The sequence below is a fragment of the Hydrotalea sp. GW822-HT8A01 genome, from assembly GCF_058798575.1.
Map to the genome: position 1 here is coordinate 3,293,399 of NZ_CM179506.1, position 17,699 is coordinate 3,311,097.

Genomic DNA, 17,699 nt, shown 5'->3' on the forward strand with positions numbered 1-17,699 from the left:
CTATACTTTTTATTTAACTGGTTTCACTGAACCGGGTAATAACGGAGCAGGTGCTTTTTGTGGAGCTGGTATGGTTACATCCGTAACTTCAATATCAAAAATTAAATTGGTGTATGGAGGAATCACCGGAGGACTGCCCTGTGGACCATAACCCAACATAGCAGGTACCAATAAACGGCCCTTCCCTCCTTTTGCAAAATATTTCAATCCATCATCCCAACCCTGAATTACATTGTGTTTGCCAACAACAAAGGTAAAGGGTGGCTTTTTAGCAGTAGCCGTATCCATATTGCCATCAAATTTTTTTCCATTTTCAAGGTAGCCTTTATAATATACAGATGCCTGCATGCCTGAATCGGCTTTTGGCCCCTGGCCTTCTGTTTGTACCTCTACCAAAACTCCATTGGGTGATTGGATAGTTTTAATATTATTTTTTGCAGCATAGGCCTGTAAATCTTTAATTTCTCTGCTTTTCTCCTCTTCCATTTCTTTTTGGTAATCAGCATTAACTGCTGCATCATTATTGTAAACTTTCAAAATATCCACCCTGCCATCTATAGTACCGCCTTTTTTAAACAGTTCATTGTATTCAGGAATCATGCCCAGATTTTTGAGTGTATCAATACTCATTACAAAATTAATTTTATCGCCCGGAGCACATTGCAATAACACTTCAGTAAAGCTATGTTTACCAAAAGATGCAGTATCAATTTTTACAAATGCAGGAATATGCCCGAAAGTAGAATTCAAGATAGAGTCTTTCCCTCCCACTTTCATTTTGTATTCAATATTAAATTTAATAATATCACCTTGTTTTAACAGCACCTTACTATTGCCATGTATAATTTTATATACCAGGCCCGTTTTGGTTTTGTTGTACTGATGACAACCTGCAAGCAGCAGCGCAACCCCCAGAATTGTTGTTGAAATTTTCATTGGTTTATGTATTGTTATTGTTTACAATTTAGTTAGAACAAATTTTAAAACATTATTGCAGGGCTTCCTTGTAAGCCGGAATAACATTGTAAAAATGTTCTAAAGTTTTTTCTAAAGTATCACTACTTCTGCCCCCGGCTGCATTTTTGTGTCCGCCGCCTTCAAAATGATTACGGGCAAATATGTTCACATCAAAATCTCCCTTACTACGAAAACTCCATTTTCTTTCTTCATTCCTGTCAATTACAATGGCCCCAAACTTAATGCCTTTAATGGTTAATAAATAATTTACCAAGCCTTCCGTATCGCCCGTTTTAATATCATATTGAATGATATCAGCTCTGGGGATTGACATGACTGCCGTATTGTATTCGTACAATACCTCCATTCTGTTCAGTAAAGCATTCCCAATAAAACGAAGCCGATTTTCTAAAAAACTATCATAAATGTTATCATGAATGGGCGTATGCTGTAAGCCTAAATCTTTAAAATGTGCCACCATTCTGTGTACTGATGCTGAAGTTGCAGGAAACCTGAACGAGCCGGTATCAGTCATTGTACCAGTATATAAACAAGTAGCAATAGTTACATCTAATAATTCAGGACGTTCAGATTGCATAATAAAATCATACACCATTTCGCAAGTAGAACTTTTGGCAGTATTACTAATGCCAAATTGAAATGCCGATTCTTGTGGTTGTTCATGATGATCAATCAGTACTTTAATCCCTTCGGCTGCTTCTAAATGTTTTTCGAGGTGTTTGGTTCGGTGTAAAACATTAAAATCTAAACAAAATAAAATTTCAGCAGATTGAATGAGCACAAGTGCTGCATCTTTTTTTGCTTCAAAATCAATAACTTTATCCGCATCCGGCATCCAATCTAAAAAATCTGCCCAATTGGTGGGTGTAATAACAGTAACATCGTGTCCGGTTTTTACTAAAAAATGATATAAACCAAGGGCTGAACCCATGGCATCGCCATCAGGTTTTTGATGTGTTGTAATAATAATTTTTTTGGGCGTTCTCAATAGTGGATAAAATGCTTCAATTGCTTTCATAATCAGGTGGGCAAAAATAGAGTAAATCTATATGCCATTAACAGCTTTTTAAAAAGATAAGCATTTATTTAGCAGGAATATTGGAAGCACTGTAACCTAAATCATTAATTTTGCAGCCAAATTGAATAAAACATTTATGAGTAACAGAACTTTTACGATGATTAAGCCCGATGCAACTGCAAAAGGTTATACCGGTGCCATCTTAAACCAAATGATTGAAGCGGGTTTTACTATTAAAGCCATGAAGTGGACAAAATTAACCACTGAGCAGGCTGCCGAATTTTATGCCATTCATAAAGAACGTCCGTTTTTTGGAGAGTTGGTAACTTTTATGAGTAGTGGTCCCATTGTTGCTGCTATTTTAGAAAAAAAAAATGCAGTGAATGATTTCAGAAAATTAATAGGTGCTACCAATCCGGCTCAGGCCGAAGAAGGTACCATCCGAAAAAAATATGCAGCATCTGTTGGTGAAAATGCAGTACATGGTAGTGACAGTGATGAAAATGCATTGATTGAAGCTGACTTTTTCTTCTCAAAATTGGAAAGATTTTAGTAACCTCCTCAAAGTGGCATGATTTTTTCTACTATTTGAACGGTTTTTTAAGGGTTTAGGGTTGAAAAAAGGCTTCTGTAAATTGAAGCCTTTTTGAATAAAGTAAATTGAAGTACTTACTTAATATGCATTTCTTCTATAAGTGCGGGTTTTGGGTGCGAACGGACCACCACCGGGATGGCTAGTATAATATCCGCCAAGAAAAACATTATCTAACCGCACTGAGAAAGTAACCTGAAAAGAATAGAAAGCATCTTTATTATGAGGATTACCACGTGGCATAACAAAGGTGGTTTAGCACCGGGACTTACCTCATCACCCCTAAACGATAATGAAGCAGCTTCTAACTGACCTGCAGCAATTAATGCGTTGGTTGCATATTTTGGTGTACTTACGTCATCTAAATAATCGGTAAAAAGGATGCGATAATTAAATTCAAAACCAACTGCAAATGCGTCTGTAACCTCATAACGCACTCCGGCCCCAAATGGAATATTCAGTTGCATTCTATGATAAGGCTTTGGATAACCGGGTTGATTTAAATATTGTCCCTCTGTACCAATATCATGAAGGTAAACTTTGTTCCCGTTGCGATCGTAAGTGGTGGGGTTAAAATGGTATATTCCAAAACCGCCAAATACATAAGGCACAATATTATAAACATTCCGGTCTAAAATATCATATTCCATCATATTAGAAACTTCCCATATAAAATTTTTAAAATTTAAATTACGGGCTCGCAGATCTGCTCTGGGAGATAAAGCATCATTCCCTTTTACACCCAATAAAGACAATCCTAAACGATAGCGTATTTTTTCACCTAAATCGTAGGTTGCACCTCCCATAACATCAGGAGAAACTTGTTTTAATGCAGGGGGACCCTGTATTAAATCGCCCAGATAAGCGCTAACGCCTAATCCACCAAAAGCACGAACACGTTGTGCCAAAGAAGGGGAACTTAATGCTAAAAAAGTAATTAGCAGAAATGTGCGATGGGATGCTTTTAAATGCATTAAAAAGAGTTAGTGGTTTGTAATTGATGATGTACCTAACTCAGGTTAATTACTTTTCGAATATATTGATTTTGTACAATTGTTAGCAATAACTGTTCCAATTATTCAAAAAATGCATAGGAATCATAGCTTCATCTTTTCAATCAAAAAAAATAGTATTTCCCCCATCTGTCTGCATTAAAGCTTCGGGGTTGTTTTATTTACTTTTTTCAGCCAGCCATTTGGCGCGACCATACCCTTTTAAAACATGCTTTTCACTATGGTAAGAAGAACGCACCAAAGGGCCACTTTCTACATAATCGAACCCAATTTGATAGCCAATTTCTTTTAATTCAGCAAATTCATCCGGATGTACAAAACGCTGAACAGGCAAATGTTTGGCAGTTGGTTGTAAGTACTGCCCTAAAGTTAACACATCACAATCAACAGTTCTTAAATCATGCATAGTTTGTATCACTTCTTCTTTGGTTTCGCCAATACCTAACATTAAACCTGTTTTGGTGCGCATACCACCTGCTTTTAAAGTTTTTAACACTTCTAAACTTCTGTGGTATTTGGCCTGTACCCGAACTTTTCGGGTCATTCGTTCTACTGTTTCCATGTTATGGCTTACAACCTCAGGTGCAGCATCAATAATTCTTTGTATTTGATTGGATATGCCTCTGAAATCGGGAATTAATGTTTCCAGAGTTGTTGCAGGGTTTAAGGCTTTTATGGCTTTTATGGTATTGTGCCAGATAATGGAGCCGCCATCTTTCAATTCATCTCTGTCAACACTGGTAATTACTGCATGTTTTACTTTCATTAAGTGAATGGCTTCTGCAACCCTTTGAGGTTCATCCCAATCAACCGGTGCAGGCCTGCCTGTTGCTACAGCACAAAATCCACAACTGCGGGTACATACATTACCTAAAATCATAAATGTTGCAGTACCTTCTCCCCAGCACTCACCCATGTTGGGGCAGTTTCCACTTTCACAAATGGTATGTAATTGATGGGTATCAACCAAACCTCGAACATGTTTGTAACTTTCGCCAATGGGCAGTTTTACCCTTAACCAATCAGGTTTTTTTATTCTTATAGCATTTGTTGTTGCTGAAATAACCGGTAATTCTTCCACAAAATCTGTTTTTATAAAATAATTGCAATACTGCTGTTCATTTGCTATTTTAAAATATTTGCTTCCCAAACTTTGTACATGAAGCAATGCATATTTCTGATAGCCGTAAAATGAATCATCCTTCGCTCAAATAAAACAATATACGTAATAAAAGGATGTGCAAATTTACATTACTTTCTTCTTCCAAATACTATGGCAGCATACGCATTAAAGAATAATTTTCTATCAGAACTATTCACCATAATGGGCATATTCTGTGTATAGTATTCCAGATTAACGCCTAACTCTAATGCAGAAAGTAATTCGTTATACCTTCCATAATCAAACCGAAGTGCTGCCCGTGCCTGCACACCGGGAACATATTTTATTTCATTCAATCCTTTACTAAATCCGGATGAGCCTTGAATAAGCGTATAATCGAGAAATGCAGTTGGATTATCTGAATATTTAATATCGTTTACCTGATTGGCATTGTTTGGATCCTGAACCTGCAAATAGTATGGTTTTAACATGCCTAAACTAATACCACCGCCATAAATTGCTGAAACAGCAACGCCGTTTTTATTACCCTTACCACCAATTAAACGTTGCTGGCCAAGTCCTAATTTAAAACAGTAGAAATTATTCTGCTTTCCGTAAATGTAGGGATTACCCAAAAAAACAAATCCACCCCCTACCAATGGTACAGATGTTTTTTCTTCGTGTTTGTCTTTATGCTCACCTAACTCCATCCACCACAAATTGGTTTTAGTAATGGTTTTATATTTTCCATGTTCATAAAAAATACCATACCCATCGGTATTCAATTTCACGCCAAATGCTCCTTGTTTCTGATAAATGAGTGCCCCTTCTTCTTCCTGCTTAATTAAATTATTAATTCTTTCTCTACGTTCTACAGCTTTTTGTTGTCTGCTGGTAAGTGCATTTGTACTTTGTGCAAATAAAAAAACTGGTGCCAGGGCTAAGGTTAATACAATTAATTGCTTCACAAGAATTATTTTAATGCTAATTTAGATAAAAATTTAACCTATGACTTCAATTGTATTGTATAAAGGAAATTTAAGAACAGAATTAACACATTTACAAAGTGGAACGTTAATTGAAAATGATGCACCCACCGATAATCAGGGGAAAGGGGAAAGATTTTCACCAACCGATTTGGTAGCTACTGCTTTGGGTAGTTGCATGATTACAACAATGGGCATTAAAGCCAATACAATGAACATTGATTTAACCGGTACCAAGGCTGAGATTACGAAAATTATGAAGAGTGATCCCAGAAGAATTGGTAAAATCATTACCCATATCATATTTCCAACTTCTTTGCAGCAACTGGATGAAAAACAAAAACAAATTTTAGAAAATACGGCGCGTACCTGCCCGGTAGCAAGAAGCCTGCACCCGGATTTAGAAACAGATATTCAGTTTACTTGGGAATAATTACTGGCTGGTTTGCTTTAGTATTTTATGACCAACCATACAGGATAAACATTTTTTTTCTGAACAATATTGTCGGGATAAATGAATGAATGCCTGCGAATCGAATGCATTTTTGTTAGGAATTTGATATTGTAACCAGTTACTGGTAATCAAATTTTTTTCGGCAGGAAGCAGCGTTAACCATTGAATTACTTTGTTTTTATAATTGTCGTCATTATGATAATGCCCATATGCAAACAACATGGGGCTTACAGTATTAATGATTAAAGTATTGATCATTTGCCTACCTAATTTTTTGGGTAGATATGCAGTTGGTTCATCAGTTAAATTGTAATGATAATGCCAGTAATCATTTGCAGTAACGTTAAATAATGCGCTAACCTGTTGGATAGTAGTGGCTTTCTTTACCGCATCAAACAAATGAAAAGATTGATGAATGAGCATGGCCAATTGTGCCAAACGAACGGTTGGAAAATTTGCAGGTCGCATCCTTAAAAATTTAGGTAATGCATTTGCCGGTTTCAGGGAATATTTTTTTTGCAGAAATAGATACTCCTTTTGCAGCATCTGAACATATTTATCTTCAAAATCATTCCTGTTCAATAAATTGGCCTGACCAAGTAACAGCGCTTCTAATTGTTGAATATTGTTTTTGTGCTTTGCCAATATATTTACAGGTGTTAATGCTGCCATTTCCTGAAACAGCAATGCGTTTTGTGTTAGTCCAAAATTATAAGCCAAAACCTGCCAAAAAACCGCTTCCCAATGGCCTTTGGTTGCATGTAATTTTTGAATGATTTTTTCAGTATTTCCCATTAACTTTTCAACGGCCAGTCTTTCTTTCCATGCCATCCATTCTAAATAACTCAATGCAGGTAAATGAAGTGAACAGGGTATTTTTTGCGGGGTTTGTAATAATTGCTGATAATGTTCTAATAATAGTTTAGACACCCGGTTGCACAAACTTAGCGTGTGCATTGAATTACCGGATGCATCGGGTATTGCTTTGTTATTCTGCCAAACCACATGTAAAATAACATTTTTAAAATGCGGATCATTTTCGTGCTGATGTGCTAACCAATCGGAAGCCTGCACATGAATTTCTACATTACCTACCAAAGTGATTTGATTGATTTGAATAACAGCCTCTAAAAAATCGGGGCCTTGATGGGTATTGTATTGCCCCGGTTTAATAACTTTTACAGGCTCTCCTGCATCTGTTACTAATGATGCAGAATTATAATATTGAAACTGCCATATAAAATGCAGCAAACGTTCATTCAGATATTGAAGCTCAGGCATAAGTTATATCAATTAAACTTCAATATATCCAATAATTTTTATTTACACAACAAGTTGTAAATTTTATTGATGGGTAACCCCATTACATTATAAAAATCACCTTCAATGGCTTTAATACCAATAAGGCCAATCCATTCCTGAATGGCGTATCCACCCGCTTTATCAAATGGTGCATAATTGTCTACATAATAAGCTGCTTCTTCTGGTGTAAATGCATTAAAACACACATTAGTTACTTCAGCAAAAGCAATTTCCTTACTTCCGATTAACAAAACTACCCCTGTTATTACCTGATGCTTGCGATCAGATAAACTTAGTATCATTTGAATGGCTTCTGAGCGGTTCGCCGGTTTTCCTAAAATATCATCATCTACTACTACAATGGTATCTGCTGCCAAAATAGATTTATGATTCAGTTCACCATGAAAATCGGCAGCAATTTTTTCTTTTACTGCAAGTGCTTTATTTCGGGCAATATGAATGGCTACTTCATTTTTAGGAAGCGAAACAGGAAAAGATTCGTCGGTTGTTTTTGTAACAACAATAAAGGGTATCCCCACTTTTTCCAGTAATTCTTTTCTTCGGGGGGAGTGAGATGCTAAAATAATTTCTTCCATAATTTTTTGATATACTGATGCAAATTAAAGTATTACACCATATTTACATGGGATGCCCGAAAAATAACATAGAAACAATACCTGTAAGCATGATGATTTTGACCAAAGTACTTAACCGATGAAAATCGGCAGCTGATTGGGCTTTAATTAATAACCGCACTACTTGCAATAATGGAAGTGTAATACATACAAAGCCATACAAGGCGGTTACCCACCATCCAATAAAAGTTACATATAATTGCAAAAGCAGTAAAGCTGCCAATAACACAATTACCCAAACCAATGTAAATATTTTTGTACTGTTTATTCCCCAAACAATGGGCATGGTTTTACAACCATATTTTCGGTCGCCTTCTACATCTTCCATATCTTTAATCACCTCACGAATTAAAGAAATAATAAATGCAAACCCTGCATATAAAATTGTAAACCGAAAAAATTTATGGGTATCTAAATTTGTTATTGGGGGAAATACAAAAAAATAGCGTTGCTCTGCCCACCAAAGAATTAATACTGACCAGGCAGTGAGTAAAGAAATGAGCACATTACCCAACAGAAATTTTTTTTTCAGTGAAGCGGAATAAATGAACAACAACAAAACACTCAAAAAATTGAATATCCCTATAAAAGAGGACTGGGTTGTCTTATCAATATAAAAACCTAACGCAATGCCCACAATACTTAATATAAAATGCCAGAGTATTACCCAACGGCGGCTTATTGTATTGTCAACAACAAGTCGTTTGGGTTTATTGACTAAATCAATATTTAAATCAAAATAGTCGTTAATTACATAGCCGCCGGCTGCAATGCAAACTGAGCTGAATGCTAAGAGAAAGAAAGCTGAAGTATTTAATACATTATCAACCCCTGCTGCAGTAAATAAAGGCTTTACAATGCAATACTCAAACATTACCTGGGTTAAAAAAATAAACAGCAGGTTGGGCCAACGAATGAGTTGCAGAAATGCGTTGATAATTTTCAATTGATTGAATTTATGCGAATGATATTTTTAAATTTAATTTTGATGACAGCATCACGAAAATAAACGGGCTCAACCCGTTCTTGCTCAAATTTATTCTTAATCTTATACAAGTCTTTCCATTTTCGCAGCAAAAATATTGGAAACATACTGATGTTAAGGAATTTAATGCTACTTAATTAGGATCATACAATTAAAAACAATGGGTTTGTAACGATACTGCAAAGAACAATTGTCCACATGGTTGTACAAAAAAATAATTTGGTTTATACAAAAAAAATTATATTGTGTGTACGTTTACGTTCAATTGCTTGCCAAAAAGTCCCTCACGGTTATCCGTTGAGGGATTTATTTTTTAAAAGTTCGTCACGAATACATTCGGTAAACAAATCATACAATTTTGCATATTGAGGTTTTTGCACCAATAAAGCCTGCTGCTTTTGAATAGTAACAGAATCGTTTCGAATGGCCGGACCCGTTTGCATTGCAAAAGGTTCAATAGAATCATGAATTCTTACAGCAGTTTCATGTATCAAAGGAATTAATAGGGAAAAAGGAATGTTTTGTTCCCTACAATATGCAAATGCCATTTGATATAGATAGTTAGAAAAATTGGAAGCAAATACAGCCGCAAGATGCAATTGCCTCTTTTCTTCATCATTCAATACAACAATTTGTGCATCAGTTAAATCATTACACAATTTCATTAAATCTGATAAAACAGACTGGTTACCTATTGTAATGGCCAACGGAAATTCAGGCAATTTTTCAACATGTGCATTCAGGCTTTGTATTGGCCATAGTACACCAAAACTTTCAGTAAAATTTTTGAATACTGCAGCAGGAATACTGCCCGATGTATGCACTAAAAATTTGTTCTTAAATACCGGATGGGCTGCTGTTTCCTGAATCAAATTATCGGGTAATGCAAATAAATATAAATCGGCCCGGGTATCAACATCTTTAATATTTGTTGTAAATGTTGCCTGTAATTGCATGGCCAATGTTGCTGCATGTGCCGGCGTTTTGCTAACAATTTGCAGAATTTTGTGTTTTTTTTGAAATAGTAATTTACCGAATATAGTAGCTACATTACCAGCACCAAGAATAACAATATCCATATATTTGTTTTAGGATGAACAAGAAAACAAAAACCAAACTAAAGGCAATTTATTATATTGTACTGATAAAATTGATTGCAGTTTTCAGTGCCAGAGCAGCCGCCCTAAAAGCATTTAAGGTATTTTCAACTCCCTATTCGGGAAAACCCAAAAGAATACCACCGGCCGAATTTTCTTTTGCTACCCCACTAACGCTGCCCTTTGAAGGTAAAGTATTAAGGGGATGGCTATGGCAACCTGAACCAGAAAAAAATAATGGAAAAAAAATATTGATTGCACATGGCTTTGATAGTTGCAGTTACCGCTTTGCACATTTTATTCAGCCCTTTCTGCAGCAGGGGTTTACGGTTATTGCCTTTGATGCACCTGCACACGAATTAAGCGATGGTAACACTACCAATGTATTAGAATATAGAAATGCCATTGTAGCCATCAAGAAAAAATTTGGCCCATTTGAAGTAAATGTCGGGCATTCGTTAGGCGGAATGGCCATTACGTTAGCTGCTGAAAAATTACAGGACACTTCAAAGTTAATTTTAATTGCGCCTGCAACTGAAACATTTACTGCCATTCACGCTTTTTCAAAGCTCCTGCGTTTAAACGCAAATATAAAATCTGCCTTTGTTCAACACATCAAAACAATATCAAACCATAGTATTCATTATTTTTCTGTTAGCAGGGCTATTGCACATATTCATGCGCCTGTTTTATGGATTCATGATGAATCAGATATTATTTGTCCTTTTAAAAATGTACTTCCCGTACAGGAAAAGCAATATCCGCATATTTCATTTTATTGCACAAAAAGCCTCGGGCACAGCAATATTTATAGAAGCAAATCTGTTAAAAATGCCATTATTTCATTTAGCAATAATGAATAATCGTTTTTGTGATTTAAAGCTTTCAACTAATATTGCATGTACTTTATTGAAAAAATGGCAAAAAAACCATTATTTAACGATTCATCCATAGATTCGTTCGTATTGTTCACCATATATTAAAAATTAGAATGGCAAAGAATTTATTAATCGTCGAATCACCCGCAAAGGCAAAAACCATAGGCAAAATCTTAGGGAATGATTTTGAGGTGAAAAGTTGTTATGGCCATATCAGAGACCTGGAAAAAGATGATATGGGCATTGATGTTAATAAAAACTTTGAGCCACGCTATATTGTTCCGGATGAAAAACAGAAAGTAGTTAAAGATTTAAAACAATTGGCCGCCAAAGCAGCAGAAGTCTGGTTAGCATCGGATGAGGACCGTGAAGGAGAAAGTATTAGCTGGCATTTGGCTGAAGTACTGGGGTTAGACCCGAATAAAACCAAAAGAATTGTATTTCATGAAATAACCGCACCTGCCATAAAAAAAGCTGTTGAAAATCCAAGACTCATAAATATGAATCTGGTGAATGCACAACAGGCCAGAAGGGTATTAGACCGATTGGTGGGTTTTGAATTAAGTCCGGTTTTATGGAGAAAAATTGGCATGCAACGCAGCCTGAGTGCAGGCCGTGTGCAAAGCGTAGCAGTTCGGTTAATTGTAGAAAGAGAAAGAGAGATTAACCAGTTTATTCCGGAAAAAAGCTTTAAAATAGAAGCAGCATTTACGGCACCTGATATAAACCAAAAACTCGTAATTTTTAAAGCCGAGGGCCCTTCAAAAATTGCTACCAACGAAGCAGCCAACCAGTTTCTACAGCAATGTATTGGCGCTAATTATACTGTTAAGCAGGTTGAAGTAAAGCCTGCTAAACGTACACCGGCCGCACCTTTTACAACCTCTACACTACAGCAGGAGGCCTCCAGAAAATTAGGATATGGAGTTAGCAAAACAATGTTACTGGCACAAAAATTATACGAAAGCGGTTACATTACTTACATGCGTACCGATAGTATTCAGCTTTCTGATACTGCATTAACTGATATTAAAAAAGAAATTAACGAGTATTACGGCAGTCAGTACCACCAGCCTCGTAAATTCAAAAACAAAAACGAAAGTGCGCAGGAAGCCCATGAAGCCATTCGGCCAACCTACATGAGCAGACATACCATAGATGAAGCTGATACCAAAAAATTATATGAACTCATCTGGAAGCGAACCATTGCTTCGCAGATGAGTGATGCCGCATTTGAAAAAACCATAGCTCAAATAGGCATTTCTACCAATGCGGAAACGTTAACAGCCACTGGAGAAACGTTGAAATTTGATGGTTTTTTAAAAGTATATTTTGAAGGACGGGATGATGAAGATGAAGAAGATACAGAAAAAATGTTACCACCATTATCAGAAGGCCAAAAATTAGAATTCAAAGAAATGATGGCAACAGAAAAATACAGCCGCCCTCCGGCAAGATATACGGAAGCATCACTTGTAAAAAAATTAGAAGAGCTGGGAATTGGAAGGCCATCCACTTATGCGCCTACCATTACCACCATTGTTAAAAGAAACTATGTAGAAAAAAGAGACAAAGAGGGTGTACCCCGGCAAATTACCTTACTAAAACTTACACCCGAAAACAACATTGAAAAAAATATTATAACTGAAATTACCGGTGCCGAAAAAGGGAAATTGTTCCCAACTGATTTGGGTATACTGGTTACTGATTTTTTAAAACAGCATTTTCAAAAAATTATGGATTATGGCTTCACAGCTAAAATTGAAGAAAACTTTGATGAAATTGCTGAAGGTAAAATTCAATGGAATAAAATGATTGATAATTTTTATCAGCCATTTCATGTAGATATTGAACATACTTTAGAAAATGCAGAACGGGCAAAAGGTGAACGCGAATTAGGCACAGATCCGGCTACCGGGAAAAAAGTGATTGCCCGAATGGGTCGTTATGGTGCTATGGTGCAAATAGGCACTGCCGAAGAAGAAGAAAAGCCGCGTTTTGCTAAACTAAACCCTAATCAAAGTATTGAAACCATTTCATTGGAAGAAGCACTTGAACTATTTAAATTACCCCGCATTTTAGGTGAATATGAAAATCAGGAAGTGAGTGTGAATATAGGCCGGTTTGGTCCCTATGTTAAATGGGGCGATCAATTTATTTCATTGCCTAAAGGCGTAGATTTAACTGAAATTGAATTAGATAAAGCCATCACATTCATCACACAAAAAAACCAGGCAGATGCACCCATTGCTACTTACAAAGATTTGCCGGTTACTAAAGGAAAAGGAAGGTTCGGTCCCTTTATAAAGTGGAATGATGTGTATATTAATGTACCCAAAAAATACAATTTTGATACATTGAGCAAACAGGATATTGAAGAATTAATTGAGGCGAAGATGGAAAAAGAAGCCAATCGCTTTATACAACAATGGCCACAAGAAAAAATTTCAATTGAAAATGGTCGTTGGGGACCATTTATTCGCTTTCAAAAGAAAATGCTGAAGCTGGGCAAAAAACCCGATGGCACAAAATATGAACCAGCAGAATTAGAAACGATTACTATAGACACTGTAAAAGCCATGATTGCAGAACAAGTTCCGAATGCTTTTGCAAAAAAAACAAAGGCTGCTGCAAAAAAATCGGCAACAACAAAAACAAGAAAATAAATACAATAAAAAAACCGGAAGCATCACAGTCTGTTTTTTTACATGTTAATTTTTCTGAAATACTTTAATAGTACCTGCCCATTTTTCTCAAAAAACGAACATGCGCAGCAACAGCACCCCGTACAGTAGGATATTCAATATACTGCAACTGATATTCCTTACACACTGTTCTAACGATTTTACTGATAGCCGGATAATGCACATGCGAAATTTTAGGGAATAAATGATGCTCTATCTGAAAATTTAATCCACCCACCAACCAACTCACTAATTTATTATGGGTGGCAAAATTGGCGGTTGTTTTTATTTGATGCAAAGCAAATTCATCGGGTAATTTACTGCTTACCGGATCAGCTTCAGGAAAATCGGTACCTTCAACAGTATGTGCCAACTGAAATACAATGCTTAAAATAAAGCCTGTTACACAAGTCATAGTAAAGAAACCTGCCATCCAGTCTATCCAACCAATAAAATAAATCGGGATAACTACAAATGCCATAAAATGGAATGCTTTGATAAACCAAAACCCAAGATGATCGCGTATCTCCATTTTTTTCAGGGCAATATTGCCAATTTTACCGGAAAAATATTTTTTATAATCTGCAAAAAATATCCAGAAAACATACAATAGCATATATAGTACAATAAAGTAAATATGCTGAAAACGGTGTACCCAGTATTTTTTTTGTGTTGGTGCCATTCGCATTAAAAAGCCAACTTCTATATCATCATCTATCCCATCAATATTGGTAAAACTATGGTGAATCATATTGTGTTTTACATTCCACATAAAGTGATTGGCTCCTACCAAATTCACTGAACGTGCAGCTAAGTGATTCAGCCATTTACTGCGGCTAAAGCTGCCATGACTGCCATCGTGCATAATATTAAAACCAATGGCAGCAACTACACCCCCCATTATGATTAACTCAGGAATAGCAAAATACCAGTTGGGGGTAAAAAAAATAAGATGCACATATAAAAAGCCAAAAAACAACATTAATAAAATAGCTTTTGTAAATAAAGCTGCGTTGCCAGTAGCTTCAATACCGTTTGTTTCAAAATATGCATTTACTCTGCGCCTTAGCTCAGCATGCAACGAATCTTTAACAGCAGGAAATTTAGGAATCATTCTATTCAATTTATAAAGTAAAAAACAAACTGCAAGGTACATGAATTAACGCTATCCAATACGTTAAAACGCAATGAACGCCACAAAATCAAAAACATTGTATTCGTGTATAAAAAATATTTCCACAACAATAGAATAACTTCTGCTTAAAAAAACAAAAAAAGAGCTTAGTTTGGTATTGTAATTAAAACATACTGCCATTCAAACAACTACTACGATAGCCTATATGCAACAAACGAAAGAAATAAATGCTTTGTTTTCGCTGATAGACGACCCGGACGAAGAAGTATATCATACCATTGCTGAAAGAATTGTTTCTTTTGGAAAAGGTATTATTCCCAATTTGGAAAATCTGTGGGAGAATACTCCCAATACGGAAGTGCAGGAGAAAATTGAAATGCTGATTCACCAATTGCATTACAAAGACTTAACAAACGATTTTATTGAATGGAATAAAAATCCTTATCACGATATATTATTGGGTGCATTATTAGTGGCAAAATTTCAATATCCCGATTTACACACAACTCCGGTATTACAGGATATAGAAAAAATAAGAAGAAATGTATGGCTGGAACTGAATAGCTATTTAACCCCGCTGGAACAAGCCAATGTATTATCGAGCATTATTTATAACTATTATAATTTAAAGGGCATAGAAATTAGCTATAACCACCCCGATGATTTTTTTCTGCATAAAGTAATAGAAACCAAAAAAGGCAATACCATTACCAACAGTATTATTTATCAGGTATTGTGTAACCTTTTAGAAATTAATGCCCGAATTATTAATATTCCAAGGCAAATGGTCATTGCTTATTTTCATTCAGATTATGACGCAACCACCTATAAAGGTCACCCACAGGAAAAAATTCATTTTTATGTAGACAGTATTAGCGGGCAAGCCTATTCACATGCAGATATTGAAACTTATTTCAAAAAAATTTCAGTACCACCGGTTGCTTCCTACTTTAAACCAATGCCGAACCAACGTATTATTCAAATTTTATTGCAGGAAGTTGCCAAATGCTTTACCCTTCCTTCTAACCAATACAAACAAGATGAATTATTGGCATTAGCAGCCTTATTAGATGATTAAATCATTTTTATTATATAAAATAGTTTGTATATTACAAAATAATTCATTTTCTATTTTTTAAAATAAGGATTTAAAATTTCACCTACCTAATCCAATACCACTTTGCAATTGAAGCAGGATAGAAGACGAAGAAAGTTCTAATTGTGAAAATGAAAGCAGCTCATTTCGTAATTTTACTACATATCCATTGTTAGCAATGATTACCACACATCATGAATGAAAATTACTATACATATTACGAAAGTCCGATAGGCTTAATAAAAATAGGGGGCACAGAACAATACATTACCGAATTAAGTTTTATTGATAATAGCCAGCAAATTGCACATGGCATTCCGGGCATCAGTGATTTATTGCATCAATGCACGGAAGAATTAATTGAATTTTTTCAGGGAAGAAGAAAAATTTTTGATTTGCCGGTTTACCAGGAAGGTACTCCCTTTCAGGAAAAAGTGTGGAATGAACTTTTGGCCATCCCATTTGGTAAAACCATCAGCTATATGGATTTGGCAAAAAGAATGGGTGATCCGAAATGCATACGGGCAGCAGCAACTACCAATGGGAGAAATAAAATTGCAATTATTGTTCCATGCCACAGGGTAATTGGCAGCGACAAAAATTTAACGGGTTATTCGGGTGGTTTGTGGAGAAAAAAATGGTTATTACAGCATGAATTCAAAATTGTACATGGTATTCAAACCCTTTTTTAATGCTGCTAAAAACGAACAGCCTTTGGGCATTTTAATTTTTTGGTATTATCATTCCCTCCATAAATACCTGTTTTAACCAAAGAAATTTCATAAGCCCCCTGCGAACCATTATAACCACTTAATGAAGATGTAGTAGCATCATAATTAAACGTAACTTTTATATTACTTACCTGATACCCAATCATGGGGATAGCAGCATCGCCCAAACGATAGTACATTCCCAGAATTAACTGACTGTTTCCATCACCACTTAAATTTCTATTGGCATTCATACCTATTACCGTTTCAGTTACATTACCCATTTTACTGAAGTACATATTGGGATTGAGTATCCACAAATTTTGAATTTTAATATTCCCATTCATAAAAAAATTGTAACGCGGATCAACGGTATTGTTACTTACTGAAGGAGCAAAAAAACTTTCTTTTGGCCGATTGAAATGTTGAATACTTACACCCAGATTTAAATAAATATTATCAGTTGCAAAATAGGCATAATTAATCCCAGCATTTAGATCCATATAATACACAGATGTATAATAAAATGGCTCATTAGATGGGATAGCAACATCAAAAAATTTACCATTCCATTGATCATTAAAAGTTAGTTTACTGGCATCTACCCGTTTATTTACACCACCTACACCAAAACCTATACTTAATAACCCATCATAACCCAATACCTGGTGGTAAGCCAAAGATGCATACCCTTTGGTAGAAGTGAGTGAGCCATCTCCGGCAGCATCGGTTAACAACACACCGCCTATACCCACCCACCCATTTTCAAAACGATTGTTAAACAGCTGGGCATCGCCCCACATGCTCATGGTTTTATAAGGGTTGCCAATATTGGCCCATTGGTCCCTGTAATTAATACCGAACCTGTAATCTGATTCAGGATTAAAACCGGTATTTGCCGGATTTATCAATAATGGCGCATTAAAGTATTGGGAAAAGTGTAAATCCTGAGCATACAACTGATGCACTGCTAATACATGTAACATTAGCAGTATTAACAACATTTTATATACAATTTTTATACTACTCATTTC

Annotated in this window: 17 protein-coding genes; 6 read left to right on the forward strand and 11 right to left on the reverse strand. The window is 35.7% G+C overall.

Annotated features, from left to right (window positions below; genetic code table 11):
• Positions 1–9: 9 nt before the first annotated feature.
• Both AC3QLY_RS14670 and AC3QLY_RS14675 read right to left on the reverse strand, forming a co-directional pair.
• Entirely contained in the window at positions 10–936 is a 927-nt protein-coding gene (locus AC3QLY_RS14670) for an FKBP-type peptidyl-prolyl cis-trans isomerase (RefSeq protein WP_074417759.1), read from the reverse strand.
• 52 nt (positions 937–988) lie between these two features.
• Positions 989–1,996 carry a DHH family phosphoesterase gene (locus AC3QLY_RS14675; RefSeq protein ID WP_218330322.1) on the reverse strand — a complete coding sequence of 336 codons (1,008 nt, stop codon included), beginning with the start codon at positions 1,994–1,996 and terminating at the stop codon, positions 989–991.
• Positions 1,997–2,132: 136 nt separating this feature from the next.
• Between AC3QLY_RS14675 and AC3QLY_RS14680 the strand changes: the two genes are divergently transcribed.
• Positions 2,133–2,549: a nucleoside-diphosphate kinase gene (locus AC3QLY_RS14680; protein WP_068241422.1), complete on the forward strand. Its 417-nt coding sequence runs from the start codon at positions 2,133–2,135 to the stop codon at positions 2,547–2,549.
• Between the two features lie 212 nt (positions 2,550–2,761).
• On the opposite strand, the gene AC3QLY_RS14685 is transcribed toward AC3QLY_RS14680, so the two are convergent.
• The 3 genes from AC3QLY_RS14685 to AC3QLY_RS14695 all read right to left on the reverse strand — a co-directional run bounded on the left by AC3QLY_RS14685 (position 2,762) and on the right by AC3QLY_RS14695 (position 5,671).
• On the reverse strand, positions 2,762–3,562 hold the full coding sequence (locus AC3QLY_RS14685; RefSeq protein WP_492989923.1) for a DUF6089 family protein: 801 nt from the start codon (positions 3,560–3,562) through the stop codon (positions 2,762–2,764).
• A 196-nt stretch (positions 3,563–3,758) separates the two neighbouring features.
• Entirely contained in the window at positions 3,759–4,682 is a 924-nt protein-coding gene (gene lipA, locus AC3QLY_RS14690) for a lipoyl synthase (RefSeq protein ID WP_081301400.1), read from the reverse strand.
• A gap of 170 nt (positions 4,683–4,852) precedes the next feature.
• The gene (locus tag AC3QLY_RS14695; protein WP_218330320.1) at positions 4,853–5,671 is read right to left on the reverse strand and encodes a hypothetical protein; all 819 of its coding nucleotides are present in this window, start codon (positions 5,669–5,671) and stop codon (positions 4,853–4,855) included.
• Between the two features lie 40 nt (positions 5,672–5,711).
• On the opposite strand from AC3QLY_RS14695, the gene AC3QLY_RS14700 reads away from it, so the two are divergent.
• A complete protein-coding gene (locus AC3QLY_RS14700; RefSeq protein ID WP_074417754.1) occupies positions 5,712–6,122 on the forward strand; it encodes an OsmC family protein in 411 nt (136 codons plus the stop codon).
• Here AC3QLY_RS14700 and AC3QLY_RS14705 read toward each other — a convergent pair whose 3' ends face one another.
• The 4 genes from AC3QLY_RS14705 to AC3QLY_RS14720 form a co-directional block, all read right to left on the reverse strand.
• The gene (locus tag AC3QLY_RS14705) at positions 6,123–7,424 is read right to left on the reverse strand and encodes a DUF2851 family protein (RefSeq protein ID WP_228733063.1); all 1,302 of its coding nucleotides are present in this window, start codon (positions 7,422–7,424) and stop codon (positions 6,123–6,125) included. It abuts the gene before it with no gap.
• A gap of 38 nt (positions 7,425–7,462) precedes the next feature.
• Positions 7,463–8,041 (reverse strand): Maf family nucleotide pyrophosphatase, encoded by a 579-nt coding sequence (locus AC3QLY_RS14710; protein WP_074417753.1) that lies wholly within the window; start codon positions 8,039–8,041, stop codon positions 7,463–7,465.
• 43 nt (positions 8,042–8,084) lie between these two features.
• Positions 8,085–9,026 carry a geranylgeranylglycerol-phosphate geranylgeranyltransferase gene (locus AC3QLY_RS14715; RefSeq protein WP_074421038.1) on the reverse strand — a complete coding sequence of 314 codons (942 nt, stop codon included), beginning with the start codon at positions 9,024–9,026 and terminating at the stop codon, positions 8,085–8,087.
• Between the two features lie 329 nt (positions 9,027–9,355).
• Positions 9,356–10,144, reverse strand: coding sequence for a Rossmann-like and DUF2520 domain-containing protein (locus AC3QLY_RS14720; protein WP_074421039.1), 789 nt, complete (start codon positions 10,142–10,144; stop codon positions 9,356–9,358).
• Between the two features lie 14 nt (positions 10,145–10,158).
• On the opposite strand from AC3QLY_RS14720, the gene AC3QLY_RS14725 reads away from it, so the two are divergent.
• Positions 10,159–11,025, forward strand: coding sequence for an alpha/beta hydrolase (locus AC3QLY_RS14725; protein ID WP_074421040.1), 867 nt, complete (start codon positions 10,159–10,161; stop codon positions 11,023–11,025).
• Positions 11,026–11,153: 128 nt separating this feature from the next.
• A complete protein-coding gene (gene topA / locus AC3QLY_RS14730; protein ID WP_288096745.1) occupies positions 11,154–13,706 on the forward strand; it encodes a type I DNA topoisomerase in 2,553 nt (850 codons plus the stop codon).
• 64 nt (positions 13,707–13,770) lie between these two features.
• Here the strand turns inward: topA and AC3QLY_RS14735 are convergent, their stop codons facing one another.
• Positions 13,771–14,838: a fatty acid desaturase family protein gene (locus AC3QLY_RS14735; protein WP_218330319.1), complete on the reverse strand. Its 1,068-nt coding sequence runs from the start codon at positions 14,836–14,838 to the stop codon at positions 13,771–13,773.
• 226 nt (positions 14,839–15,064) lie between these two features.
• On the opposite strand from AC3QLY_RS14735, the gene AC3QLY_RS14740 reads away from it, so the two are divergent.
• Both AC3QLY_RS14740 and AC3QLY_RS14745 read left to right on the forward strand, forming a co-directional pair.
• A complete protein-coding gene (locus tag AC3QLY_RS14740) occupies positions 15,065–15,937 on the forward strand; it encodes a transglutaminase family protein (RefSeq protein ID WP_074417745.1) in 873 nt (290 codons plus the stop codon).
• A gap of 212 nt (positions 15,938–16,149) precedes the next feature.
• Complete coding sequence (locus tag AC3QLY_RS14745; RefSeq protein WP_074417744.1) at positions 16,150–16,647, forward strand: methylated-DNA--[protein]-cysteine S-methyltransferase; 498 nt, start codon at positions 16,150–16,152, stop codon at positions 16,645–16,647.
• Positions 16,648–16,652: 5 nt separating this feature from the next.
• Here AC3QLY_RS14745 and AC3QLY_RS14750 read toward each other — a convergent pair whose 3' ends face one another.
• Positions 16,653–17,696 carry a PorP/SprF family type IX secretion system membrane protein gene (locus tag AC3QLY_RS14750; RefSeq protein ID WP_081300457.1) on the reverse strand — a complete coding sequence of 348 codons (1,044 nt, stop codon included), beginning with the start codon at positions 17,694–17,696 and terminating at the stop codon, positions 16,653–16,655.
• Positions 17,697–17,699 lie beyond the last annotated feature (3 nt).

Excerpts from the sequence above, each read along its gene's own strand:
- AC3QLY_RS14680 (WP_068241422.1), top strand. The coding sequence starts at position 2,133 with ATGAGTAACAGAACTTTTACGATGATTAAGCCCGATGCAACTGCAAAA.
- AC3QLY_RS14735 (WP_218330319.1), bottom strand. The coding sequence starts at position 14,838 with ATGATTCCTAAATTTCCTGCTGTTAAAGATTCGTTGCATGCTGAGCTA.
- AC3QLY_RS14710 (WP_074417753.1), bottom strand. The coding sequence starts at position 8,041 with ATGGAAGAAATTATTTTAGCATCTCACTCCCCCCGAAGAAAAGAATTA.
- AC3QLY_RS14700 (WP_074417754.1), top strand. The coding sequence starts at position 5,712 with ATGACTTCAATTGTATTGTATAAAGGAAATTTAAGAACAGAATTAACA.
- AC3QLY_RS14745 (WP_074417744.1), top strand. The coding sequence starts at position 16,150 with ATGAATGAAAATTACTATACATATTACGAAAGTCCGATAGGCTTAATA.
- AC3QLY_RS14670 (WP_074417759.1), bottom strand. The coding sequence starts at position 936 with ATGAAAATTTCAACAACAATTCTGGGGGTTGCGCTGCTGCTTGCAGGT.
- topA (WP_288096745.1), top strand. The coding sequence starts at position 11,154 with ATGGCAAAGAATTTATTAATCGTCGAATCACCCGCAAAGGCAAAAACC.
- AC3QLY_RS14725 (WP_074421040.1), top strand. The coding sequence starts at position 10,159 with ATGAACAAGAAAACAAAAACCAAACTAAAGGCAATTTATTATATTGTA.
- AC3QLY_RS14740 (WP_074417745.1), top strand. The coding sequence starts at position 15,065 with ATGCAACAAACGAAAGAAATAAATGCTTTGTTTTCGCTGATAGACGAC.
- AC3QLY_RS14720 (WP_074421039.1), bottom strand. The coding sequence starts at position 10,144 with ATGGATATTGTTATTCTTGGTGCTGGTAATGTAGCTACTATATTCGGT.
- AC3QLY_RS14685 (WP_492989923.1), bottom strand. The coding sequence starts at position 3,562 with ATGCATTTAAAAGCATCCCATCGCACATTTCTGCTAATTACTTTTTTA.
- AC3QLY_RS14675 (WP_218330322.1), bottom strand. The coding sequence starts at position 1,996 with ATGAAAGCAATTGAAGCATTTTATCCACTATTGAGAACGCCCAAAAAA.
- AC3QLY_RS14705 (WP_228733063.1), bottom strand. The coding sequence starts at position 7,424 with ATGCCTGAGCTTCAATATCTGAATGAACGTTTGCTGCATTTTATATGG.
- AC3QLY_RS14750 (WP_081300457.1), bottom strand. The coding sequence starts at position 17,696 with ATGAGTAGTATAAAAATTGTATATAAAATGTTGTTAATACTGCTAATG.